This is a genomic window from Ensifer sp. BR816 (assembly GCF_000378985.1).
GTDB lineage: Bacteria > Pseudomonadota > Alphaproteobacteria > Rhizobiales > Rhizobiaceae > Sinorhizobium.
This window is the reverse complement of the sequence record NZ_KB905370.1, coordinates 6,066,760-6,088,328: the sequence shown is the minus strand read 5'-3', so window position 1 is coordinate 6,088,328 and position 21,569 is coordinate 6,066,760. Positions and strand designations below refer to the sequence as shown.

The following is a 21,569-nucleotide window of genomic DNA, read 5'->3' as shown; positions in this document are numbered from 1 at the left end:
TCTGCGCGCGAACGATGTCGCCGGAAACGAGCAATGGGATTTTGAGAAAATATGAAAGATTGCAATTGAGGGGAATATGAACCTTTGGGTTGGGTCAATTCCTGCAATTCATATAGTATAAACCCACCAAATTCACGAACGAATGTGCCGACATCGCTGTGATAAAACTCTCGTCATACGTATGAGACATACAGTTCTACTAGTTAGGTGTCGTTGAATACTAAATGGTGTTAATTTGCGACGGTTTCCTTGCGCCATGATGGCGTTCAAGTGGGAGACATGGTCATGTTTAAAACCCTCGCAATATCCGCGCTTCTCGCATTTTCGGCTGTTTCTGCGGCGTATGCCGGCAACAACGTATCCGTCACCAGCCAGTCGGGCTTCGGCAATATGTCTGCAACGGGCCAGTCCGGCTGGGGCAACTTCTCCGGCACCGGGCAGGTCGGGAAGGGCAACCAGTCCGTCTCGGTCCAGAATGGCAACGGCAACATTTCGGGAACGGCGCAATTCGGAAAGGACCATAAGGCGATCACCTTGCAGAAGGGCAAGTACAACGCCTCCGGCACGTTCCAGTTCGGCTGGGGCAACAAGTCGCTGACCCACCAAGACGGCGAGGGAAACCTCTCCATAACTGTGCAGGACTGATCGCTTTCGATCGACCGGCCGCCAAGGCGGCCGGTCTTCTATATTCGTCTTAAATCTTTCGGAGACGAGGCCATGATCAGCCTGGATGCAGTTGCTTATGCCCCGATAGAATGCGTGATCGAGCAACACAGCCTCGACAACCTGACCTCCCTGGTCGCGACGTTACACAGCGACTGGAGCGAAAGGGGAACCTATCACTTCAAGGTGACGACGGGATCATCCACGAACGTGCAAGCCGGCGAGTTCGCGAGCCTGCGGGCAGGACGGCAAGAGCTCTCAACGATCCTGGTCAGCACCGCGCCTGACGTCTGGGCGGCCCGCTTGTCTGTCTATCGGGCCGACGGAACGCTGCTGTGCGAAAGTTCGGTTCCTTGACGCGACACGACGCCTGGCGGTCGCGGATGCACCGCGGTGTTCACTTCGTGAAAAAAGAGAGCACGGCGAGCGAACTCAAAAGCTGCGCCTGGCGGCGCACCCCGAGGCGCCCCATCGCCGAGGCCAGTTGATTGTGGACAGTGTTCTTCGAAACGCCCCGGCGTTTGGCGATGTCGGAGGGAGCGTCGCCGTTGGCAAGCGAATGCACCAACGCAGCTTCCGTTGGTGTGAGCCCGAACACCGATTTGATATCCTCGGGCGTTAGCAAGGTGTTCCGGCTCAATTCGCGGATCGTCAGGAGAAAGCTCGGCTCGTTGCTGGAGAAGACGTTGCCAAATCGATAGGTGTCGTTGCCAAACGACAAGAAATCGACGCTGACAATCCAGCTCACCCCGGTTCGCTTGCTCTTTGCCCAGCGCAGGTGATGATCGTGCTTGTTGACGCCCGCTTGCTCGATCAGATCTTCGATCTCCGATTGAAGCTCGTCGTCCTGGAATTCGAGCGCCTCCTCCCTGAACTCGATGTAAGAGCCCGGGGCATCGACGAATCGACCAAATCGGCGGTTGGCAAATTTTACGCGAAGGTCAGCGGTAACTATGGCTGATGACGTAGCGCAGCTTCTCAGAGCCCGCTCCGTGCGGGTCGATTTTTCCCGTTCGTTAACCATCGCTTTCTGCAAGGCGAAGGCCGTCTGAAAATGCGGAAGAACTTTCATCAGCGTTTCGGCGGCAATCGCCAGGTTGTTATCGGCCGCGTGCGGGAAGAAACAGGCGACGACAATGCGCCGGCTTCCTTCCTTCGACACGAGCAGAATGAGAATTTTGCCGTCCTCACCGAAGCAGCGGCGCAAGGCGGAAGACCATGGGGCACTGTTCGCCAGCGTCACGGGCAGGGTGGCAATCGCTCCCAAGCCCATCGCCAGCGTGGCGTCGTCGAGAGCCGAAAGCGTATCCACGTCCAGCAGTGCGGACCTCTGCACGCCCTTGACGGCGAGGCTGATCTTCCTGTTGTCCAGTCCTTCGAATCCGAGGATGACGCCGGACTCCGCCCGCGCCAGTTTCGTCAGATCCACAACAATTCGATCCCAAGCCGAAGGCAATAACACCGTTTCGTAAATTGCTTGAATGAGGCTAAGCAACAACTTGTCTTGGTACGCATCTGACATCGTCTAGTACTCCGGTTACAAAAGCCCCTTTCAATGACGACACACGCAATATCAAATTGGGTTCATAATTCGTTCACGATGAATCGGTGGTGCAGAAATCGGCCTTTCATAGAAAAAATGTCTGATCAAGCAGGGCGTTAAAGAAGATTATGCAAGTCATTTTCTCAGATCGTGAAAATGTGAGCCGGCAGGCGCTACTCTGGGCTTGGTATAGAAAATCTTTGTCTTGTTGCTTCGACTAATCCTCGGATTTCTTCCCCTCGCAAGGACGATCTAGCTCAAAAGATACATGTATTTTAGCAATTGCTCCAGAGCATTGTTGCGATCCAAGAGGGGTAATTGCATTGCGTCGCACCAAAAAAGAACAAGGAGGGCCGACTATGGAACGTCCTGCGCCCAATGTTATCAATTGCTTGTCGAATTGTTGCGCTGCAGCGTAATTCTGCCGGCGACTGTCTCCATCGCCGTCGCAAACCCGGCTATTCCAGCCCGGCGCGCTTTAGAACCTCGATGATGCGGTGGCGCGTTGCCGGTACCATTCGGCCGATCAGTCCATCCAAGGATGCGATCGAAAGGCTCGGCAGGAGCGCCTTGGCCTCGGCCACGGCTGCCTTCGCTTCGTCGATCCTGCCGCTCTCGACAAGTGCCGCGGCAAGCCCCAACCGCGACCAATTTTCACGCGCCTGGCGAGCAATCGCAGCACGGGCCGCGGCTTCTGCACCAGCGATATCGCCGGACAGGAAGAGGCAGACCGAACGCACAGTCATGAATATACTGATAAGAGGATCTCGGGGGCTGAAGCGGATCGCTCGGTCTATGTAAGGCAGAGCGTCAGCAGCTTGCCCGGCCCAGATATGCACCTGCGCCAGGGCGTAGTGGGCGTGGGCGTAACTGGGGTTGAGTTCGGTTGCGATGCGCAGATGGTCGTGAGCGAGAGCAAGCTCCCCCTGGCAAGTAAGCAATCTGCCCAGCACGACGTGGGGGAAGGGATGGGCGCCGTCGAGGGTCACGGCATAACGGGCGTGGTTGAGACCGGACTCGAGGGTCGCGGGGATATTGTCCGACATCTGCCAGACGATGCGGACGACCGCGGCCTGAGCAAGACCGGCATGGCCAAGCGCAAAGAGCGGGTAGAGTGCCGTTGCCTGTCCAAAGTACTTCTCCGCGGTGTCGACTTCGTCCATCGAAAAATTGTAAATGTGCCAGAGACCGCGGTGGAAAAGTTCCCAGGCGTCCAATGTGTCGGGTAGCTTGCGCGCCGCATGCTCGCGTTCGGAAGACCGCACCTCCGCGTCGACGGCGGTGATGATCCGGCTGATGATTTCATCCTGGACGGCGAACAACGCGTCAAGCTTTCGAGCGTAGCGTTCGGCCCAGACCGTGCGATGCGTTGCGGTGTCGATGAGTTGCACGCCGAGGCTTAGATCGTCGCCTCGACGCCTGAGGTTGCCAGTGAGTACGTAACGCACGTCGAGATCCTGGGCGACCTGTTCGGCGCGGCGGGGCACGTCGCCAAACGCGAAACTGGATTGTCGTGCTATCACGAGGAAATCCTTGTGGCGGGAAAGCTCGGTAATGAGGTCCTCCGCGAGACCCTCGGCGAGGAACGACTGATCGGCGTCTTCAACAGGATGGAGGAAGGGGAGGACGGCTATGGAAATGCGGAAGTCGGCCTGCGCCGCGCCCGTCGTTTGTTGCCGCGTTGATGCGGATTCCGCTGCCGCGCGCCTTTTCTCGTGCGCCGGTACTCCTTCCACTGAAAGCTCGTCCGCCAAGGCCACTGTCTGAGGCGAGGGCTCGGTTCCAAGTTCGTCGGCCAGCAGTTGCCGACATTTCTGGAACTGGGCGATGGCGAGCGAGCGCTCCCCCTGCTGCGCATAGAGCCGCATCAACAGGCGATGGCTCTTTTCCCGATAGGGGTCGAGCGAGACCAATTGCTGGGCGAGGGCTACCGCGGCGGCTTCCTCGCCAGTGGCCGCAAGCTGTTCGGCCGCCCTGCCAAGCAGCGTTTCGGACAGATTTCGACATCGTGTCCGCTCGAACTCGATCCACTCCGAGAGTTCCTCACCGGAGATAGTCGAGCCTTCCAGGAAGGCCGCCGACAGTCGCTGCGCCGTTTCGACCCCTGCTACACCGGCGTCCCCTTTTGCCAGCGCCTCGAGTTCGTAGACGTCGGTCGAGACGTATGCCGGATCGAACATGACCGCCTCGCGACTCGCAATCAGCACATGGTCGCCGAGCACAGTGCGGATCGCGGCCAGGGCGTTGCGCAGGCTTGCCCGGGCCTGGTCCGAACTGCGATCCTCCCAAAAGAGCGCGCAGAGCTTGGAACGCCCCTGAAACTGGCCGGGTGTCACCGCCAGATAGGCGGCTAAGAGCCTGACCTTCGCCGTCGGCAGGTTCAGGGTTTGACCGCCAGTTGAGCGCACCGCGAATCCTCCGAGCAGCGTGAAGCTCAGTTCTCCGGCGTGGGCGTTTCCGAAAAGCTTCGGGTTCTCATTCATTTCATGCTCTTTTCACGGTTGGCTCATGTTCAGTTTGCAGGTCGGATGCGCCGCAATGCGACAAGCGGCGTCGAACTGCGGAGAGTCGCTTCGGGGGGGCAGGCAGGGAAGTATGTGGCAGTGAGGCGTCACGGCGATCGCCGGCAACCTAAAAGAATGCGCCGCGTCTATCACAATCAGAAAGCCTCAATGTCGTGCACATGATTACGCTATTCCATTCACAATTACTCATGGACCGCAATAAGCGTGGTTCGCTGTCATCCGACTGTTCCTGCGGGAACATCGGCCGGGAAATTCCTGAACAATATGACGGACATGGACGTAGGTCGTCCGGACTCGAGGAGATTAGGCGATGAACAAGACTCGTTGATGCAGGCGCCTTCCTAACCTTTAGGCCCGTCACGACGCCGGGCAGCATCTCCGAAAATTCAATCTGCTTCAACGCCGAACTCTTTTTCCGGCGAAGGAAGCCTCTATCGAACAAATACGAGGAACAACGAATGGCAATGATACCGGGTAGTGACAGCGCCGATACGCTGAACGGCGATTTCGGCGCGGACCAGATCTTCGGCATGGGCGGAAACGATACGCTCAGCGGCTCGTTCCAGGGGGACTTCATCTCCGGCGATACCGGCCAGGACACGCTGAACGGCAACGGCGGCAATGATTTTCTCGACGGCGGCGACGAAAGCGATACCGTCAACGGCGGCTCCGGTCAGGACACGATCATGGCCGACGTGCCGCTTTCCGGTGCCGGCGACATCGTTGATGGCGGTTCGGGCACCGATCGTCTGATGGTCGATTATTCCGACCTTACCGCTGGCGTGAACATCGCGATCAAGGACTGGATCGCCCCGCAGACGCTGATCGGCAACATCAAGACCACCAATGTCGAGGCTTTCAGCATCACCGGGACCGACTTCGCCGATACGATCACCGGCGGCAACTATAGCGACATGTTCACCGGCGGTGCCGGCGATGACAAGCTGACCGGTGGCCGCGGCGCCGACGTCCTCGCGGGGGGGCTCGGCCAGGACACGCTCAAGGGTGGTTACGGCACGGATTTCCTCAACGGCGATGACGATGACGATATCCTCACCGGTGACCAGGGAATGGACTTTCTTTCCGGCGACGCCGGCAATGACGATGTTCGCGGCGGCACGGGCGACGATTCCGTATCCGGCGGTATCGGCAATGACAGCCTCTTCGGTGACGTCGGCAACGACTCGCTGGACGGCGGCGCCGGCGACGACAAGGTCGAGGGCGGGGCAGGCAACGACACGATCACCTACCGCTATGGCGAGGGCAAGGACACGATCACCGACGCCGGCGGCAATGATCGCCTGGTGCTGACGAACTTTACCGGCAATTTCACCGCCAAGGCGGCGACGCTGGTCAATACGCTCGCCGGCGGCACCACCTTCATCGGCATGGAGAACTATACCATCACCGCGACTGGCACCGGCGCCAACACGATCACCACCAGCACCGGTGCCGACATCATCGACAGCGCGGCGGGCGACGACATCGTCAATGCCGGTGCCGGTGACGATTATGTCAAGGGCGGTCTGGGCAAGGACAGCGTCGTTGCCGGCGACGGCAACGACCGGGTTGAACTGGGCGATGGCGGGGCGGACAAGGGCGACGGCGGTCTCGGGACCGACCACGTGACCGTCGACCGTCGGACGGCAACGGCGGATCTGAGTTTTTCTGCGACGACCGCCAGCGCCACGCTTTCGGAGGGGACTTCGCTCAAGAACTTCGAGCGCTACCAGGTGCAGTTCGGCTCCGGCAATGACGTCGTCAAGTCGGTCGGGTCCGCTCAAAGCGTCAACTTCTCCGGCTATGCCGGCAACGACACGCTGATCGGCACCGCCGGCTCCGACGTGCTCGACGGCGGCACCGGCAATGACAGCCTGTCCTCCGGCGCCGGCAACGACCGCCTCGTCGACTTCGGCGGCACCAATGCCCTCAACGCCGGCGACGGCGACGACACTGTCAGCGTCGGCGACAGCGGCAGCGTGATTGGCCACAACACCGTCGATCTCGGCACCGGCAACGATGTGTTCGCGCGCAGCGCCTCGACCGGCAAGCTGACGCTCGACGGCGGCACCGGTACGGACTTCGCGTCGATCGATTTCTCCAAGTACACCGCCGGGATAACCTTCAAGCTCGCCCCCTCGGTGACCGTCAGCAATGCGCCGGTGACCGTCAAGAACATCGAGCGTGTGAAACTCGTCGGCGGCAGCGGCAACGATATTTTCGTCGGCGGCGCATTAAATGACGCGCTGCACGGCGGCAGCGGCCACGACAGCCTGACCGGCGGCGCCGGCGACGACGTGCTTGCCGGCAATCTCGGCAACGACACGCTGACCGGCGGTCTCGGCAACGACACGCTCGCGGGCGACGGCGTCGGTTTCTACGGCGGCCGCGACAGGATCTCCGGCGAAGACGGCAACGATCGCGTCTATGCCGGGATCGGCGACACGGCCGATGGCGGTGCCGGTACCGACACGCTCGACCTCGATGCAAGCAACCAGACGAAGGACATCGCCTTCAGCTTCGCGACCGGCAGCGCCACCGTCGATACGACCACCTCCTTCAAGGCCTTCGAGGTGCTGAACTATCTCGGCAGCGCCGGCAAGGACACGGTCACCGGCGGCAAGCTCGGCGACAGGCTCGAGGGCAATGGCGGCAACGACACGCTTCATGGCGCAGACGGCAATGACGTGCTCACCGACGGTGCCGGCAGCGACAGCCTATTCGGCGACGCCGGCAACGACACGCTGACCCGCACGGTCTTCAGCGGCACGGATGTGTTCGATGGTGGCATCGGCACCGATACGCTCTCCTTCAAGGATGCCAGCGACATCTCGGTCGTGCTCGACCTGCAGAGCCAGGCCTCGAACAGGGGCATGGCGCAGGGGCTGACGGTGAAGAATTTCGAGATCATCAATGGCAGCGCCAATGACGATGTCATTCGCGGCGACGCGGCTGCTAATACTCTCAACGGCGGCGGTGCCGACGACGTTCTCGATGGCCGCGCTGGCGTCGACCGGCTGAACGGCGGCGCCGGCGACGACTGGCTGACCGGCGGTGCCGGCAACGACCTGTTCGTCTTCGACCGCTCCGGCCGCGACGGCGAGGGCGACGTCATCACCGACTTCACCCGCGGCCAGGACAAGCTGATGCTCGACCGCAGCGACTACGGCATTGCCGCCGCCGACGCGACCGTCACGCTCGTCGTCGGCGCCGATCCGGTGGCGACCAGCACTAAGGGCACCTTCCTGTTCGAGAGCGACAACGGCCGGCTGTGGTTCGACGCCGACGGCAAGGGCACCGAGGCGGACCTGGAACTGGTCGCCATCCTCAAGGGCGTCACGACGCTCTCGACCAGTGACTTCTCGCTGTTCTGATCGGCTTAGTTGCACGTCGTTGTGATCGCGGACGGGGCGGGATGGCAGCATCCCGCCCCGCCTTCCTGTCGGAGACACCGGAGCCGGCAGCGTCACCGGTCAGGTATTCGCTGCTCGTCGAGGGCGCAGGGGCGGTGGCCGACGGCCTCGACATGGCATTCGGCAACGAGGATGTTCAGTGCTATTCTCATGGTTGAAGCCTGCGGCCGCGTCGCGCGAACTGCGGCTAAGTTTGAAGCAAATCTACGTTTGAAAGGGTTGCGCGGAACCGGACAGGTGCGGCACCGGGGTGCAAACCGGCCGAGGGAGGAACGAATGGAAACCCCCATCCCACTGCATCCATGGCTCGACAACGGCATCGCCAAGGGCGATCCAGGCTTCAGCGGCGGGACGCTCGTCTGCGCCTGCGGGGACCGTCCGGTCAAAGTCAGGATATCCGGCGGTATCGTTCACAATCACGCATGCGGCTGTACGAAATGCTGGAAACCGGCCGATGCAGCATTCTCCATCGTGGCGGTCACCCCTCATCAGAATGTCAGCGTGCTTGAAAACGGCGACAAGCTGGAGATCGTCGATCCAGCGGCGCTGATCCGGCGCCATCGCTGCAGGGAATGCGGCGTGCATATGTATGGGCCGGTCGAGCGCGAGCACGCGTTCCATGGTCTCGATTTCATACATCCGGAACGCTTCCAGGAGCGTGGATGGCCGGAACCGACATTCGCAGCCTTCGTCTCTTCAATCATCGAAGCCGGAATCGACCCATCCAGAATGAATTCGGTCCGCAATCACCTCAGGCAGCTCGGCCTTGAACCGTACGATTGCCTGTCGCCCGACCTTATGGACTTCATTGCTGCCTGGACAGCAAAGAAGAGTGGCGCGCTCAAGCAATAGCGGCACTTTTTCAGTGCTTCTGCGCGCGTTGCTACCGGTGCCCGCCAGAATTGCGCGCGCACAGAATCTCGGTGCATGGCGGGGGAAGCGCACCATTTTGGGGTCAATTCAGGCAGATCGACGTAGAAATGCGCGCCTTGCGGAGCTTAGGCGCGATCCTTGCCACAATTTCGCTGCACCTCACCGGCAAAGTCCCGACCGCTGACCAACGGCTGGCAGGGGATTTTTCGTACAGCGACCGCCATCAGGTTGGGGCACGGCCATCGCAGTTCGCGGGCCGGCTGCAACCTCGCGCCTAGAGCCCGATTTCGGGTTTCGGCGAAAGGGACGTGCAGCCTCAAAGCGCTAGAGAGTCTTTCGTACTTCGTAGCGAAGGCGTGGTGTGTTTGCGTGGTTGCCAGAGCACTGCTCTCGGCCGGAACCATGCAAAGGTTCGCGTGCGGTGACCTGTGCAAGTTGCCGTGCGTTTTGGACACGCCTCGAGCAAGGACGCTCTAGCCCTTTGATTCCGAAGCATTTCATCTGCGCTCGGGATGTTCCTCCGAGCGCGGGCGATATCTTGCGCGCAAATTTTGAGCGTCTGTGGAAGGCGAACCTAGTGCGGTGGACGGAAACGCAGAGGCGGGCGCATGCCGGCATGAGGCCGGCTGTGCACAAAGGAGACCCAACACATGAAGGTTGCGGCGTTTCTGACTGCGGCACTTGTCGCGTTTACATCCCCGGACATCGCGTCGGCCGGCATGCTGGCCCAGGCCCAGCAATATGCGGGCCTGCACGAAGTCAAGAACAACAAACGGCTACGCACCGCGCTTGGCATCAACCCGGCACGCACGCCGTGGTGCGGACACTTCATGGGCATGATCGCCCGGAAAGCCGGTCGGCAACCGCCGCAGAGCTACAGTTTTGCGCGGTCGTGGCTCCGGTTCGGCGCGCCGATCAAGCTCTCCTACGCACGCCCAGGCGATGTCATCGTGGTCAGAACCGGCCGGAATTACCACGTCGGCATCCTGTCTGCCCTGTCGAAATCGACCGCGCGCGTCATCGGCGGGAACCAATCCGGAAGGGTGCAACTGTCCTATTTCAGTCGCGGCCAAGTGGTTGCCGTCAGGCGATAAAACAGAATGCAAGCTGCTACCGCTGACAAGCCCTTTTGGCGGACGCGGAAGGGCACGGGATCGCTTTACACCTTTGCTCGCCCCGCACTAATCTCCGTGGCAATTCCATTTACGGATTTGCCCGATGTCGCTTCGCCTCGCCACCTTCAACATAGAGAACCTACTCAGCCGCTTCGATTTTTCCGGCTTCCGTAACCAGCTCAAGCAGGACCGTGTGCTAAGGCTTTTCGACGTGCGCAGCGAAGCGGAATATCAGCGGCTTGAGGAAGCGCGCACGATCGCGCATACGGACGACACGCGGCAGATGTCGGCGCTCGCCATCGCCGACTGCGATGCGGATATTCTCTGCCTGCAGGAGGCCGACAACATGGCGGCGTTGCAGGCATTCGAATACGGATATCTCTTCCGCATGGTCGGCAACGGATACCGGCAGAAGTATCTGATCGAAGGCAACGACTCCCGCGGTATCGACGTGGCGGTGCTGATGCGCGAGGAGACGCGCGACGGGCAGAAGATCGAATGCCTGGAGGTCAAGAGCCATGCGGCGCTGACCTATGAGGATCTCGATCTCTTCAACGACGAACTGGCGCTTACCAACCGCCCGCGCGATCGCATCTTCAAGCGTGACTGCCTGGAAGTGGATTTGCGAATCGGTGGCCGGCCGCTGACGCTCTATGTGGTGCATTTCAAATCGATGGGACCGGCCCGCGACGGCCTCGACGGGCGACAAGCGACGATGGCGATTCGCGCCGCGGAAGCGAACGCAGTGCGCCACGTCGTCGAAAACCGGTTCGGCCGTGGTCATACGGCCGACAAGATGTTCGCGATTTGTGGTGACATGAACGATTATCAGGAGAAAATAGTCGTCCGCGGCGATCGTCGCAACGGCTACGAATTCGTGCCGCACGACGAAGAGGCGAGCGCGCTCGACATTCTCAGCTATGACGGCTTTGCCGAGAATCCTATGTCGAGACGTCCGGTGCTCGATCGCTGGACGCTCTTCCACAGCCGCGGTCCGGAAGAGCGACACCTCTGCCAGCTCGACTACATCTGGCTGTCACCGGCCCTTGCTCGACGCAATGCCAGCCGCGTTCCGGAGATCGTTCGCGCCGGCCAACCCTACCGGACGATCTTTCCGGCGGGACAGGAGGTGGAGCGCTATCCGCGCACCGGCTGGGACCGACCCAAGGCTTCGGACCATTGTCCGGTGGTGATGACGCTGGATATTTGACCATGCCCATTCTCGAAAGCAACCGGTCTGGCTGGCCCGCGGAAGGCACCATCTTTTCCGTCTCGGAGATCGACATAGAGGTTTCGCCCGAGCCGCATCCGTTCCACCTCGCCGAGGCAGAGCGGGCGCGGGAAAGTTGGCAACGCGAAATCGCCGCCAACCCGCATCTCTTCGATGGCAGGATGGTGCTGCAGCGGGCGATCTGCATCGCCGATGGACGCATCGCCGCGCTGGCGCATATCGTTCCCTATTCGACCTTTCTGTGGTGGCGGCGAACGCGTGGGCCGGGTGCATGTCATCTCTTCGGCATGCCGATGCTGCTTTCCTCGGATGGCGCCATGATCGCTATCCGAATGGGCGCGCATACGGCCAATCCCGGCCAAGTCTACAGCCCGGGCGGCTCGCTGGAGCCGGAGGACATCGTCGACGGGCGTTGCGATGTTGCCGGCAATATTGCCCGCGAGGTCAGAGAGGAAACCGGTCTCTCGCTTTCCGAGGCCACGGCCGACCCGGGCTGGCACGCCATTCACCTGGACGGCACGGTCACAGTTTTCCGCGTTTTCCGGCTGGCCGCCACGGCAGACGAAGTGGTCGCGCGCGTGGCGGCGCACGTTGCCGACGATCCGCATCCGGAGATCGACGGGGCCGTGGCGATCCGTGGACCCGAGCCGCATGCGCACAACTATCCGGCGTTTATCCCACCAATGCTCGATTGGCTGTTTGCTCGGCGAAAAATCAAGTAGCCTTTGGAACTTGTCGATGCGCGCTCGGCACGGCTTCGCTATCGAAGCTGGATTGTCGCACTCATCCTCTGTCACGCCGGTGGAGCCGGGAACTGACCGGAACCAGCCCCAAAATCGTCAAGAGGGAAAAGGCAGCGCCGGCGAGGAAGGTTGCCTGCGGCCCGGCGATGTCCCAGAGAGCGCCGGCGATGCCGCTGGCAAGCAGCAGGGCGATTCCTGTCACCAGGTTGAACATGCCGAAGGCGGTGCCGCGCAGTTCCGCCGGCGCCGCGTCGGCGATCAAGGTCGCCAGCAATCCTTGGGTAAGGCCCATGTGCAGCCCCCAAAGCGCGACGCCAATGCCGAGCGCCACCATGCCTGTCGTGAAGGCGAGGGCAAGGTCGGCCACGACCAGGAGAGAAAGGCCGAGCACAAGAAGGGGCAAGCGGTTCAGGCGGTCGGAGAGCACGCCGGCGGGATAGGCCGAGAGCGAGTAGGCGAAGCTCATGACCACGAGGACGACCGGCGCCAGCGCCGGGGACATGCCGATCGAGTGGGCGCGCAGGATGAGGAAGGCTTCGCTGAAGCGGGCCAGCGTGAAGGCCGCGGCGACGGCCACGACCCACCAATAGGCCGATCCGAGCCGGCTGAGTTCATCACGGCGCAGCGGCATGCGCACCCGGCGCAAGTCCTGCGGCCGGTCCGGCTCCTTGACCCAAACGAGAAGCACGCCAACGGAAAGAAAGGCGGGGATCACCGCGAACCAGAACACGGCCTGAAAGTGATCCATCGTCAGCCACATCAGGCCGATCGCGAGGAGTGGGCCGGTGAAGGCGCCGACCGTATCGAGCGACTGGCGTAGGCCGAAGCTGGCGCCACGCAGGTGCGGCGGGGCAAGGTCGGCGACGAGCGCGTCGCGCGGCGCCCCGCGGATGCCCTTGCCGACGCGATCGATGAAACGCGCCCCCACCAACCATTCCACGGAGGTTGCGAGCGGAAAGATCGGTTTGGTGAGCGCCGCCAGGCCATAGCCGAGGACGGCCAGGAACTTGCGCTTGCCGAGCCAATCGCTGAGTGCGCCTGAGAAAACCTTGGTGATCGAGGCAGTCGCCTCGGCTATGCCCTCGATAAGTCCGACCACAAGCGTCGATGTGCCGAGCACTGTGACCATGTAGAGGGGCAACAGCGCGTGGATCATCTCCGAGGAGATGTCCATGAACATCGAGACGAAGCCGAGGGCCCAGATGCCGGCCGGAATAGTTCTGCGTGACATCGCCTCGGTTGTCATGTTCCTGCCACGTCCTTCCCTGCCACCATTCTACACGCCGCTTCTCGCGCTCCCGTTCCCCGAGAACCTGTAGCAACGTCTCATAGCGATTGTCGTGACGGGCAGAAAGGTCGTCTTCGCGACAAGGGTTGTTTAATTCCCGGGGGCTACCGAGTTGATGATCTCCGATCGACGATGGGTCCGCGAAGCCGGCGCATCTCGCGTCGGAACGTCATGGCAATCCGAGGAAGTTTTGCCTTGCCGCGCGGGCGAGGGCGTTGCAAGCTCCCTGCCGGTCCGAACCTCGGACTACAGCGACCTTTGCTGCATGTCTTGGTTTTCCTAAATCGAGGTCGATTTGAGGAGACATGCAGTAGGGGCATCGGGTAACGTGCCGACGACGGGGGAGATGCATGGGACGACGCTACGCGATCTACGACGTCTTCACCGAGAAACGTCTTCAGGGCAATCCGCTTGCCGTGGTGTTCGATGCCGAAGACCTGAGCGACGTGGCAATGCAGGCGATCGCCCAGGAATTCAATCTTTCCGAGACGGTCTTCATACAGCGCTCGGGGCGCGCCACGCATTCAGCGCGCCTCAGGATTTTCACGCCTTGGCACGAGCTACCCTTTGCCGGACATCCGACGGTCGGAGCGGCCGTGGCGATTGCCGAGTCACTCTACGGTGATTCCGAAAAGCCGCTCGATTTGATGCAGGTGCTGGAACAGAAGGTCGGCACGGTGCGCGCCGCGGTGAGGCTGAAGCCGCAGGGAACGACATTTGCCGAATTCGATCTGCCTCGTAAGCCGAGTCGACTGGACGCGCGCTTCGACAGACAGGCGATTGCCGACGCGCTCAGCCTCAAGGCGACGCAGATCGGCTTCGAGAACCATGTCATTTCCTTTTGGAGCGCCGGCGTTCCCTTTGTCTTGGTGCCCTTGCATGATGTCGGTGCCGTTGCGGCGGTGGAGTTCGATCCGCAGCGCTGGGAACAGCTCGCGCCGCTGGCGGAAGGGCGGCTCGCCGCCGCCTATCTCTATTGCCGCGGCGGTATCAACCACATGGCCCGCTTTCATGCGCGGATGTTTGCGCCGGAGATGGGGATCATCGAAGACCCGGCGACCGGCGCAGCGGCGGCGGCGCTTGCCGGCGCGATTCATCTTTTCGATGAGCTCGTCGATGGACACCACCCGATCCTGATAGAGCAGGGTGTGGAGATGGGCCGTCCGTCCTTCATTCACCTGCATCTGGACATTGCCGGCGGCAAGATCGCTACCGCGCGGATCGGTGGGCATGCGGTGAAAATCGCTGAGGGGGAAATGGCGGTCTAGCTGGGCGCCAGCCTCGACATCTTGCGAGTCCACAACCATTCAAAATGCAGGAACAGAGAAGAAATTTGGTGGGTGATCACGGGCTCGAACCGTGGACCCGCTGATTAAGAGTCAGCTGCTCTACCAACTGAGCTAATCACCCGTCCAAGACCGCGTCGCAGCGGTCTGGTGGGGCGTATAATGGCGTTCGGCTAGCTTGTCCAGCGTCCCGTGAAAGATTTTTGGGAAAAATTTTATCCCCATTCGCCAACGGGTCGGCGCCCGGGCCCCGGCATTCTTGATAGCCGATCTCGGTGCCTGAGGTTGTGCCGTCAAAGGAAGACGGCATGCCGCCAATTTGCCGATTTTTGTCTCTAGCACACTCGCCGGCTGGGAGGGGTGCTGGGTGAACCTGACGGAGAACTATGCGCGGCTATCTACTTTTGACCGAGGCCAGAAGCGGCTCGAACTGGCTTGGCTCACTTATCAATAGTTCGAGGAATATGGGGCAGTCGAGCGAATGGTTGTCTCCGAAAATCCATCGCCTCGACATGAACTCCTTGTCATGGGACGAATTTTTCGCGGAAGTCATCAGAAAGAGTTCTACCGAGAATGGAAATTTTGGGCTGAAGATATTCCCCAATCACCTTTTCATTACGCGTGAATTCTACGGAATCGACTTCATTCAATATTGTCTGTCCATGCATGACGTGACACTTGTCTTCCTGCGTCGCGAGGACACCTTGCGGCAGGCAATTTCCTACGCTCGGGCAAGACAAACGCGCAGCTTCGCAGCTCATATCGAAGGCAGGGCCGAGCCCCAATACGACTTCGAGGAGATAGCGAGATGCTTTTTCTATATTCGCGACAGCTACTGTTTCTGGCAGAGCTATCTGGAACTCACGGGCACAAAGTCCACCGAGTTCGTCTATGAGGACCTTGTCCAGGATCCTTCTCCCTTTGTCTCCTGCGTTGCCGAACACTTGCAGGTGGCCTCGCAGGGGAAACTGCGAACATCAATGGCGGTTCAGCGTGACGCGTTGACCGACGAATGGATTGCCCGCTTCAACGAGGATCGCGGATCCGCGGCCTTGCTGGACGCCTATGATCGACGCGAGCACATACCCGGGAAGATCAAAAACTTCTTCAAACTGGCGACGCGCAGCCTCGAGCCGCGATATCCTTTCGCGTTCTGATGCGACAGGTCCGCAATCGGGTGGCGGCGAGCGTGCAGGTGCCGCTCCCGCGCCGCTTCCCATGGAGTTGAATTCGCGAGGCGATGTCGATAAACGCTCGCCTCGTGGCAGCCGACTGGAGCATATGGTGGGCGATCTTCATTATCCTTTTCGTCTTTCGGGCACCGGGCGAAACCCAAGGAGCCTTCTGGACCGCTTGTTGACCCGCTATGAGACCTACAAGCTCGCGGCAAGGGTGCGCAAAAGGAAACGCGCGATCGATATGACTTGCCTCCGCGACGGTGGTCATCGGCCCCTCGCCAAGGATGATATTCCGCTCGTCTTCAATACGCACAACGACATAAAGCTGATGCCGTCCTTCCTGGCGCATTACAGGAAGCTTGGCGTTTCGCGATTCATCTGCGTCGATGACGTTTCATCCGATGGCACCCGTGAGTACCTGCTCTCTCAAGCGGATGTCGATGTGTGGAAGTCGGCTCTCCGCTATCGCGATGCTCGACGCGGCCGCGAGTGGCGCGAAGCCCTGTTCGATCGTTACGGCGGAGATCGGTGGTATCTCAATGTCGATTCCGACGAGTTTCTGATCTATCAGGATTCCGAGCACCAGCGTCTCGACAAACTCATCCAGGTACTCGAACGGCAGGGTGAAAAGCGACTCGCCGCTCCCATGATCGACATGTATCCGATCGAGCCGCTTGGTTCGGCCATGCTCGGCACCAATGACGATCGCATGCCGTGGGAAATCGCCGATCATTTCGATGGCAGCGGATATGAAATCAGCTACACCAAGCGGGCGATAAGCATCACGGGCGGCCCGCGCAAACGCAAGTTCGCGCATGTATTGGAGCTCATCAAATACCCGCTGATCTACTGGGACAGGAATTGCAGCCTTAGCGTGAGCATTCACCAGCCGCTGCCGTGCGAGAGAAACTTCCTGGAGATTTCCGGGGTCTTGCTGCACTTCAAGTTCTTTTCCGACTATCGCGAGAAGATCGAGCAGGCGGTAAGCGACGGGCAGTATTTCGATGGTGCCGCCATTTACCGCAAGATGCTGGATGACTTGGAGAAAACCGGCGAATTCGACTTTGCCCATGAGCATTCCGTCCGGTTCTCCGGGTCAAGGCAATTGCTCGAGCTCGGTTTCATCGCACCTATCCCTTTCCCGTCGGAGCGAGCCGCGCCGCGCGAAAACAAGAAAGGTCGTGACCTTCCCACCTTTTAACGGCGCAGGAAAGAGCCTGGATCGGCGGCGGTGGATCTACGTAGCGGCTGCGTCCAGCATGTCGTGATGTAAGCGCTGGCGTTCCTTGCCATTTGCTGGAACGACGCACGCAGAAAGCCCGGCATCAGGATCTCGGAATGCTCTATGGTTGCACGCCGCGTTCCCTTATAATTCGTCCCCACACCCTTAAACTCCCGCAATTCAAGCTCTATATGAGCCTGCGTGGCCGCTTGGCGGTCGGGAGTTGCGATGGGAAGCGATGAGTATGCGGCGGATTCTGGCAGTAGCGATGGTTGGCCTTGTGGCCATTCTTACAGTGGTTGATGTCGCCGAGGCGCGGCGGGCGGGCGGCGGGTTCGGCTCGCGTGGCACCCGGACCTTTTCCACAGCGCCGGTGACCCGCACTGCGCCGACGCCGGCCGCACCGATCGAGCGGACCATGACGCCACGGCAGAATGTGCCCTCCGCCACCAGCCCGGCGACCCAGAACCGAACAGCAAATCGTCCCGGGTTTTTCAACAGCTTCGGGGGTTCGATGCTGGGCGGCCTGCTCATGGGCGGACTGTTCGGGATGCTGCTCGGTCATGGTTTTGGCGGCGGCATAGGTTTCCTGGGATTGCTCCTGCAGCTTGGCCTGATCTTCCTTGTCGTTACCTTCGCGATGCGGTTCTTCGGCCGCGGTCAGAGACCGGCCTATGCGGCGTCAACTCAGTCGGCGCAGTCTTCAGCGTCGGCAGGGGCAGGGGCGCCGTCATCCTTTCGAATCCCGCGGATCAGTGAGGGTTTGGGTGGGCTCGGCGCGAGCGGAGCTTCCGCGACAGCGTCCGCTGCCACCGCGAGGGGACAGACGGACGAAATCGGAATCGAGCAGCCGGACCTAGACCGGTTTGAGGCGATACTCAAAGAGCTGCAAGCGGCCTATGCGGCGGAAGACTACGCGGCCCTGCGCCGGCTGACGACCCCGGAAGCCATGTCCTATCTTGCCGAAGAGCTCGGCGAAAACGCCACGAAGGGGGTCAAGAACGAAGTCCGCGACGTTCATCTTGTCCAGGGCGATTTGGCCGAGGCGTGGAGCGAGAGCGGCGCCAGCTATGCGACGGTTGCCATGCGCTACGAGAGCATCGACGTGATGCGCGATCGCGCGACGGGCCATGTCGTCAGCGGCGACGCCGAACGCCCGACGGAGGCCGTGGAATTGTGGACCTTCTTGCGCAAGCCAGGCAGCGACTGGCAGGTCTCGGCGATTCAGTCGGTCGAGGAATAGGGAAGCGGCAAAGTCGCTCGGAGCGGTGCCCCAATCCCTCGGTGCAGCGGCAGCTTCCGTCTGGGGAAATTGGGCAATAGAATGGACATTCCTTTCGAGGGGCGGACGGACATGGGTTTGCGGGCAACGATATCGGCCAAGCATCTGGACACCCCGGGCGAGGCTGTCAAACGGCGCGGCCGCATTGTGGCGTTCCTGGTCGCCGTCGCCGCATCTGGTTTTACCTCCGGCGCGGCGGCTGCGGATTGCAAGAGCCTGCCGGGACCGGGGACGGACTGGCAGAATTGCAATAAGCGGCAACTGATGCTCGGGGGTAGTGACCTGAAAGGTAGCAACCTGGTCGATACGGATTTTGCCTCCACCGACCTGAACGGCTCGGACCTAACGGCGACAAACCTGGAGAAGTCGACACTGGTGCGTGCCTCGCTCGCCGGTGCCAGGGCCGATAAAGCGAACTTCTCCCGGGTCGAAGCCTATCGTGGCGACTTCTCCGGCATTTCCGCCGAGGGTGCGTTGTTTGTCAGCTCCGAGCTGCAGCGCGCCGATTTCGCGGGAGCCCGGCTGACGGGCGCCGACTTCGAGAAAGCCGAACTCGGCCGGGCCAATTTCGATAGGGCCGTTTTGACTGGAACGCGCTTTTCCGTGGCCAATCTCTCTCGCGCTGTCTTGAGCGGCGCCCTTTTCGAGGGGCCGATCGACTTCGACCGCGCCTTTCTGTTCCTGACCAGGATAGAGGGGCTCGACCTTTCGGCCGCGACGGGGCTCACCCAGGATCAAATCGATCTCGCTTGCGGCGACGCTGCAACCAAGCTTCCGGTCGGCCTTACTGCGCCCTCCAAGTGGCCTTGCCCCCCCGATGACGACTAACGGTGGCTGATGCACCGGGAAGACGCAAGCAGGATCAGTTGATCCGCTTGCCGAAGGAACTCCGGGGGAACAGGCAGAATACCGGCTTCTGCCGAAGAGCGACGGCCGATCTTGCGCTCGAGGCCAGCCACCGTCGCACGGCATCCTCGGCACTTTCGCCGCGGGCCACTTCGATCGATCGACCCATGAGATCGAGGCGACGACCGGAATAGCCGGCATCGTCGGGATGCCTGCCGAACCGCGACGGACCGATGTCGGCGCACCAGCGTTTCCGATGCGGGAATGGCTTTTCGGGACCGGCCTTGAAGAATGCCCAAACGTCGAAGTCCTTAATGCCGTTCGCGCCGTCGACGTAGTGGAGTGCGCTTCCCTGCGCCAGGGCCAATAGCAGCAGGCGGTCGCGGTAGAGGCCGGCTACCTTTGCGCGATCAAAAATAGCCGCGAGATTTTGCATGGCCACCGCGGCGATCATTCTCAGATCGGCCAAGGCCAGCGGTTCGTAGGACCTTTCCGAGACGTCGCCGGTCATGTTGGCTCGAGCGCTATTGGACATGCACCACTATATTCCAGTCTTCATTCCATGCGGCCGTCGGGCACGAGCCTCAAGCCAGGATAGGCCGACTGAGGGGTTCGCTTCAGATCGTCTGCGGATCTCCCGGCGGGGACGATCGCAGCCACCTCGCACCCCAATGCGGTGGCGACCTTCTTCAGCATTTCACGGGCGCGGAATTCGTGACGGGCCGCAGCGTCCTCCTCGGTGAGGTAATAGGCGGCGGTCACCGCCTCGATGAGGTTCAAGGCGGCGAGATTGACCACGGCGTAGGTCTCGGCCCGCATCACAGGGATCCGCCGAACTGTTGACGATGATTGTGCGTTCCATGGGAACTTTGCGTCCGATCGGCTCGCGCGGGCGGGAACTGGTGCTCGCGCGTCAACTCGAAGAATGCGTCGTCGGTGATTCCTGACGCGGGGACGGCTTCGCGCTGAAAGACATCTCCGTCCGCGCCAAGATGCCAGGCGAGAGAGGCGAGGCTGGAATAGGTGGAGGAGAGAAATGTCTTGAGTGCCGCCTGATTTTCGGCGTCGCTCGACCGGAGGAGGTCGGCGGAGAAGAGTTCTTCCACGTGGCCGTGGAGGTTGGATCGTATGCGTGGCATGGACATCTGTCGCTCCTCGTCGTCTCCGCCAGCAGCGATCGCGCTGCGGCTGCAATGTGTCGTTCATCTGAAGACAACATCTTTCACAACACTGATAATGTCAACACGATTAATGTTGTTTGTGACGTCTCCGCGCGAGCTTCAGCGCCCAGGCTTTGAGTGAACATGGCTGGTCAGACCCTGCCCGGACCTGCGGAGAGCGCCTAGGTGCGGATCAGGCGAAAACGTCAGGCGTTGCCGGCGAGTGCGATATAGTGGACTGAATGGACGGTGCGGGCTTCGAAGCGCAGTTCTTTCTGCGGATTGAACTGCTCGAGCACCAGTTCGGAACTGTTATGCCGGACGAATTTCTTCACGTAGGCGAGCAGGGCGCCGCCCTCTTCCAAGCGGATCTGGGCGATCACATAGTCGCCCTTCCTGACGCGGCGTTCGGGGTCGACGAAGCATACTTCGCCGTCCTCGTATCGCGGATACATGGAGTCCCCAGATACTGAGACAGCATAAGCGCCAGTAATTTCCGAGAGAATGGGCGGGGCCAGGACTTCGTACAACACGGTACCATTCATCAAAAACTCACCATCTACACCGCCGACGGCCTGGCCGAAGACAGGTATTTTCTTGCCCTGTCCGACCACTTTGGTGGGAGGGCCAGCGTTCGGCGGGTCGACCACTCCCGATTCGGGGGGCGGGATCGGAGCGCCGATCCCTGCGCCCGCTGCGTCACCCATGAGCCAAACGGGATCGACGTTGAACTTGCGCGCGTACATCTTGGCCTCGGCAAACTCAAATTCGTTTTGGCCGTTCTCATGGGCGCGATAGGTCGAAGCGACGATGCCAAGGGCGTTCGCCGCATCGGAGGCAAAGCGGTAGCCCGCCTTGATGCGCGCCTGCCGCAGTCGTTCAGCTTTTTCATTCATGACATGGGACATAGCAACATGAATAACACAAATCATGTTGACATGGCAACATGTATGATGTCATTGAGTGTTTGCCAGACAAAGGAGCCGAGCGCCTATGAACAACCCATATCCGATCTCCGAGGGGGAGGACGCGATTGCCCAGCGCGCCATCGAGCATCGTGGGGCGTCCCGGAGCGACCGACCTTCGAGCGCAGCATTTGCCGCCTGCGGGTGGTCGGGACGCTAAAGCGCGCCGCGTTCAAGCGACTTCACGCGGCGCGCTTTAGGTCTTTGTTTTTGTGCATGTCGTTATCCCAAAACCG

The 21,569-nt window shown here is 60.9% G+C and carries 20 protein-coding genes and 1 tRNA gene; 13 read left to right on the top strand and 8 right to left on the bottom strand.

Annotated elements, in window-relative coordinates:
- Window positions 1-285: 285 nt before the first annotated feature.
- Both RHIBR816_RS0129430 and csgH read left to right on the top strand, forming a co-directional pair.
- On the top strand, window positions 286-645 hold the full coding sequence (locus RHIBR816_RS0129430) for a hypothetical protein (protein ID WP_026187570.1): 360 nt from the start codon (window positions 286-288) through the stop codon (window positions 643-645).
- Window positions 646-717: 72 nt separating this feature from the next.
- The gene (gene csgH / locus RHIBR816_RS0129425; protein ID WP_018240170.1) at window positions 718-1,020 is read left to right on the top strand and encodes a curli-like amyloid fiber formation chaperone CsgH; all 303 of its coding nucleotides are present in this window, start codon (window positions 718-720) and stop codon (window positions 1,018-1,020) included.
- Between the two features lie 40 nt (window positions 1,021-1,060).
- Here the strand turns inward: csgH and RHIBR816_RS0129420 are convergent, their stop codons facing one another.
- Together RHIBR816_RS0129420 and RHIBR816_RS0129415 are read right to left on the bottom strand one after the other, a co-directional pair.
- Window positions 1,061-2,185, bottom strand: coding sequence for a LuxR C-terminal-related transcriptional regulator (locus RHIBR816_RS0129420; protein WP_026187569.1), 1,125 nt, complete (start codon window positions 2,183-2,185; stop codon window positions 1,061-1,063).
- A 479-nt stretch (window positions 2,186-2,664) separates the two neighbouring features.
- Entirely contained in the window at window positions 2,665-4,689 is a 2,025-nt protein-coding gene (locus tag RHIBR816_RS0129415; RefSeq protein WP_018240168.1) for a BTAD domain-containing putative transcriptional regulator, read from the bottom strand.
- Window positions 4,690-5,189: 500 nt separating this feature from the next.
- Here RHIBR816_RS0129415 and RHIBR816_RS38955 point away from each other — a divergent pair, with 500 nt between their 5' ends.
- From RHIBR816_RS38955 to RHIBR816_RS0129385, 6 genes are all read left to right on the top strand, one after another.
- Window positions 5,190-8,105 carry a calcium-binding protein gene (locus RHIBR816_RS38955; RefSeq protein WP_018240167.1) on the top strand — a complete coding sequence of 972 codons (2,916 nt, stop codon included), beginning with the start codon at window positions 5,190-5,192 and terminating at the stop codon, window positions 8,103-8,105.
- A 41-nt stretch (window positions 8,106-8,146) separates the two neighbouring features.
- Complete coding sequence (locus RHIBR816_RS37685) at window positions 8,147-8,302, top strand: hypothetical protein (RefSeq protein WP_018240166.1); 156 nt, start codon at window positions 8,147-8,149, stop codon at window positions 8,300-8,302.
- 118 nt (window positions 8,303-8,420) lie between these two features.
- On the top strand, window positions 8,421-8,996 hold the full coding sequence (gene gfa, locus RHIBR816_RS0129400) for an S-(hydroxymethyl)glutathione synthase (RefSeq protein WP_018240165.1): 576 nt from the start codon (window positions 8,421-8,423) through the stop codon (window positions 8,994-8,996).
- A 671-nt stretch (window positions 8,997-9,667) separates the two neighbouring features.
- Window positions 9,668-10,111: a TIGR02594 family protein gene (locus tag RHIBR816_RS0129395; protein ID WP_018240164.1), complete on the top strand. Its 444-nt coding sequence runs from the start codon at window positions 9,668-9,670 to the stop codon at window positions 10,109-10,111.
- A gap of 124 nt (window positions 10,112-10,235) precedes the next feature.
- Window positions 10,236-11,342: an endonuclease/exonuclease/phosphatase family protein gene (locus RHIBR816_RS0129390; RefSeq protein ID WP_018240163.1), complete on the top strand. Its 1,107-nt coding sequence runs from the start codon at window positions 10,236-10,238 to the stop codon at window positions 11,340-11,342.
- A 2-nt stretch (window positions 11,343-11,344) separates the two neighbouring features.
- Window positions 11,345-12,085 (top strand): DNA mismatch repair protein MutT, encoded by a 741-nt coding sequence (locus tag RHIBR816_RS0129385; RefSeq protein WP_018240162.1) that lies wholly within the window; start codon window positions 11,345-11,347, stop codon window positions 12,083-12,085.
- Window positions 12,086-12,146: 61 nt separating this feature from the next.
- Here RHIBR816_RS0129385 and RHIBR816_RS0129380 read toward each other — a convergent pair whose 3' ends face one another.
- Window positions 12,147-13,352 (bottom strand): MFS transporter, encoded by a 1,206-nt coding sequence (locus RHIBR816_RS0129380; RefSeq protein ID WP_018240161.1) that lies wholly within the window; start codon window positions 13,350-13,352, stop codon window positions 12,147-12,149.
- Between the two features lie 392 nt (window positions 13,353-13,744).
- Between RHIBR816_RS0129380 and RHIBR816_RS0129375 the strand changes: the two genes are divergently transcribed.
- Window positions 13,745-14,662 carry a PhzF family phenazine biosynthesis protein gene (locus RHIBR816_RS0129375; RefSeq protein WP_018240160.1) on the top strand — a complete coding sequence of 306 codons (918 nt, stop codon included), beginning with the start codon at window positions 13,745-13,747 and terminating at the stop codon, window positions 14,660-14,662.
- Window positions 14,663-14,728: 66 nt separating this feature from the next.
- Here RHIBR816_RS0129375 and RHIBR816_RS0129370 read toward each other — a convergent pair.
- A tRNA-Lys gene (locus RHIBR816_RS0129370) sits at window positions 14,729-14,804 on the bottom strand.
- A gap of 262 nt (window positions 14,805-15,066) precedes the next feature.
- Between RHIBR816_RS0129370 and RHIBR816_RS0129365 the strand changes: the two genes are divergently transcribed.
- The 4 genes from RHIBR816_RS0129365 to RHIBR816_RS0129350 all read left to right on the top strand — a co-directional run bounded on the left by RHIBR816_RS0129365 (window position 15,067) and on the right by RHIBR816_RS0129350 (window position 19,190).
- Window positions 15,067-15,837: a Stf0 family sulfotransferase gene (locus RHIBR816_RS0129365; protein ID WP_018240159.1), complete on the top strand. Its 771-nt coding sequence runs from the start codon at window positions 15,067-15,069 to the stop codon at window positions 15,835-15,837.
- A 196-nt stretch (window positions 15,838-16,033) separates the two neighbouring features.
- On the top strand, window positions 16,034-17,059 hold the full coding sequence (locus RHIBR816_RS34675; protein ID WP_052522756.1) for a glycosyltransferase family 2 protein: 1,026 nt from the start codon (window positions 16,034-16,036) through the stop codon (window positions 17,057-17,059).
- Between the two features lie 265 nt (window positions 17,060-17,324).
- On the top strand, window positions 17,325-18,323 hold the full coding sequence (locus RHIBR816_RS0129355; protein WP_026187567.1) for a TIM44-like domain-containing protein: 999 nt from the start codon (window positions 17,325-17,327) through the stop codon (window positions 18,321-18,323).
- Between the two features lie 81 nt (window positions 18,324-18,404).
- Window positions 18,405-19,190, top strand: coding sequence for a pentapeptide repeat-containing protein (locus RHIBR816_RS0129350; RefSeq protein WP_018240156.1), 786 nt, complete (start codon window positions 18,405-18,407; stop codon window positions 19,188-19,190).
- A 34-nt stretch (window positions 19,191-19,224) separates the two neighbouring features.
- On the opposite strand, the gene RHIBR816_RS0129345 is transcribed toward RHIBR816_RS0129350, so the two are convergent.
- The 4 genes from RHIBR816_RS0129345 to RHIBR816_RS0129330 all read right to left on the bottom strand — a co-directional run bounded on the left by RHIBR816_RS0129345 (window position 19,225) and on the right by RHIBR816_RS0129330 (window position 21,264).
- Window positions 19,225-19,743, bottom strand: coding sequence for a hypothetical protein (locus RHIBR816_RS0129345; RefSeq protein ID WP_084811207.1), 519 nt, complete (start codon window positions 19,741-19,743; stop codon window positions 19,225-19,227).
- 20 nt (window positions 19,744-19,763) lie between these two features.
- Window positions 19,764-20,030, bottom strand: coding sequence for a hypothetical protein (locus RHIBR816_RS0129340; protein ID WP_026187565.1), 267 nt, complete (start codon window positions 20,028-20,030; stop codon window positions 19,764-19,766).
- Complete coding sequence (locus tag RHIBR816_RS0129335) at window positions 20,027-20,353, bottom strand: hypothetical protein (protein WP_018240153.1); 327 nt, start codon at window positions 20,351-20,353, stop codon at window positions 20,027-20,029. The genes RHIBR816_RS0129340 and RHIBR816_RS0129335 overlap by 4 nt, the downstream gene beginning before the upstream one ends.
- 221 nt (window positions 20,354-20,574) lie before the next feature.
- Entirely contained in the window at window positions 20,575-21,264 is a 690-nt protein-coding gene (locus RHIBR816_RS0129330) for a helix-turn-helix transcriptional regulator (protein WP_026187564.1), read from the bottom strand.
- Between the last annotated feature and the right edge of the window lie 305 nt (window positions 21,265-21,569).

Excerpts from the sequence above, each read along its gene's own strand:
- RHIBR816_RS0129430 (WP_026187570.1), top strand. The coding sequence starts at position 286 with ATGTTTAAAACCCTCGCAATATCCGCGCTTCTCGCATTTTCGGCTGTT.
- csgH (WP_018240170.1), top strand. The coding sequence starts at position 718 with ATGATCAGCCTGGATGCAGTTGCTTATGCCCCGATAGAATGCGTGATC.
- RHIBR816_RS0129420 (WP_026187569.1), bottom strand. The coding sequence starts at position 2,185 with ATGTCAGATGCGTACCAAGACAAGTTGTTGCTTAGCCTCATTCAAGCA.
- RHIBR816_RS0129415 (WP_018240168.1), bottom strand. The coding sequence starts at position 4,689 with ATGAATGAGAACCCGAAGCTTTTCGGAAACGCCCACGCCGGAGAACTG.
- RHIBR816_RS38955 (WP_018240167.1), top strand. The coding sequence starts at position 5,190 with ATGGCAATGATACCGGGTAGTGACAGCGCCGATACGCTGAACGGCGAT.
- RHIBR816_RS37685 (WP_018240166.1), top strand. The coding sequence starts at position 8,147 with ATGGCAGCATCCCGCCCCGCCTTCCTGTCGGAGACACCGGAGCCGGCA.
- gfa (WP_018240165.1), top strand. The coding sequence starts at position 8,421 with ATGGAAACCCCCATCCCACTGCATCCATGGCTCGACAACGGCATCGCC.
- RHIBR816_RS0129395 (WP_018240164.1), top strand. The coding sequence starts at position 9,668 with ATGAAGGTTGCGGCGTTTCTGACTGCGGCACTTGTCGCGTTTACATCC.
- RHIBR816_RS0129390 (WP_018240163.1), top strand. The coding sequence starts at position 10,236 with ATGTCGCTTCGCCTCGCCACCTTCAACATAGAGAACCTACTCAGCCGC.
- RHIBR816_RS0129385 (WP_018240162.1), top strand. The coding sequence starts at position 11,345 with ATGCCCATTCTCGAAAGCAACCGGTCTGGCTGGCCCGCGGAAGGCACC.
- RHIBR816_RS0129380 (WP_018240161.1), bottom strand. The coding sequence starts at position 13,352 with ATGACAACCGAGGCGATGTCACGCAGAACTATTCCGGCCGGCATCTGG.
- RHIBR816_RS0129375 (WP_018240160.1), top strand. The coding sequence starts at position 13,745 with ATGGGACGACGCTACGCGATCTACGACGTCTTCACCGAGAAACGTCTT.
- RHIBR816_RS0129365 (WP_018240159.1), top strand. The coding sequence starts at position 15,067 with ATGCGCGGCTATCTACTTTTGACCGAGGCCAGAAGCGGCTCGAACTGG.
- RHIBR816_RS0129355 (WP_026187567.1), top strand. The coding sequence starts at position 17,325 with ATGCGGCGGATTCTGGCAGTAGCGATGGTTGGCCTTGTGGCCATTCTT.
- RHIBR816_RS0129350 (WP_018240156.1), top strand. The coding sequence starts at position 18,405 with ATGGACATTCCTTTCGAGGGGCGGACGGACATGGGTTTGCGGGCAACG.
- RHIBR816_RS0129345 (WP_084811207.1), bottom strand. The coding sequence starts at position 19,743 with ATGTCCAATAGCGCTCGAGCCAACATGACCGGCGACGTCTCGGAAAGG.
- RHIBR816_RS0129335 (WP_018240153.1), bottom strand. The coding sequence starts at position 20,353 with ATGTCCATGCCACGCATACGATCCAACCTCCACGGCCACGTGGAAGAA.
- RHIBR816_RS0129330 (WP_026187564.1), bottom strand. The coding sequence starts at position 21,264 with ATGAATGAAAAAGCTGAACGACTGCGGCAGGCGCGCATCAAGGCGGGC.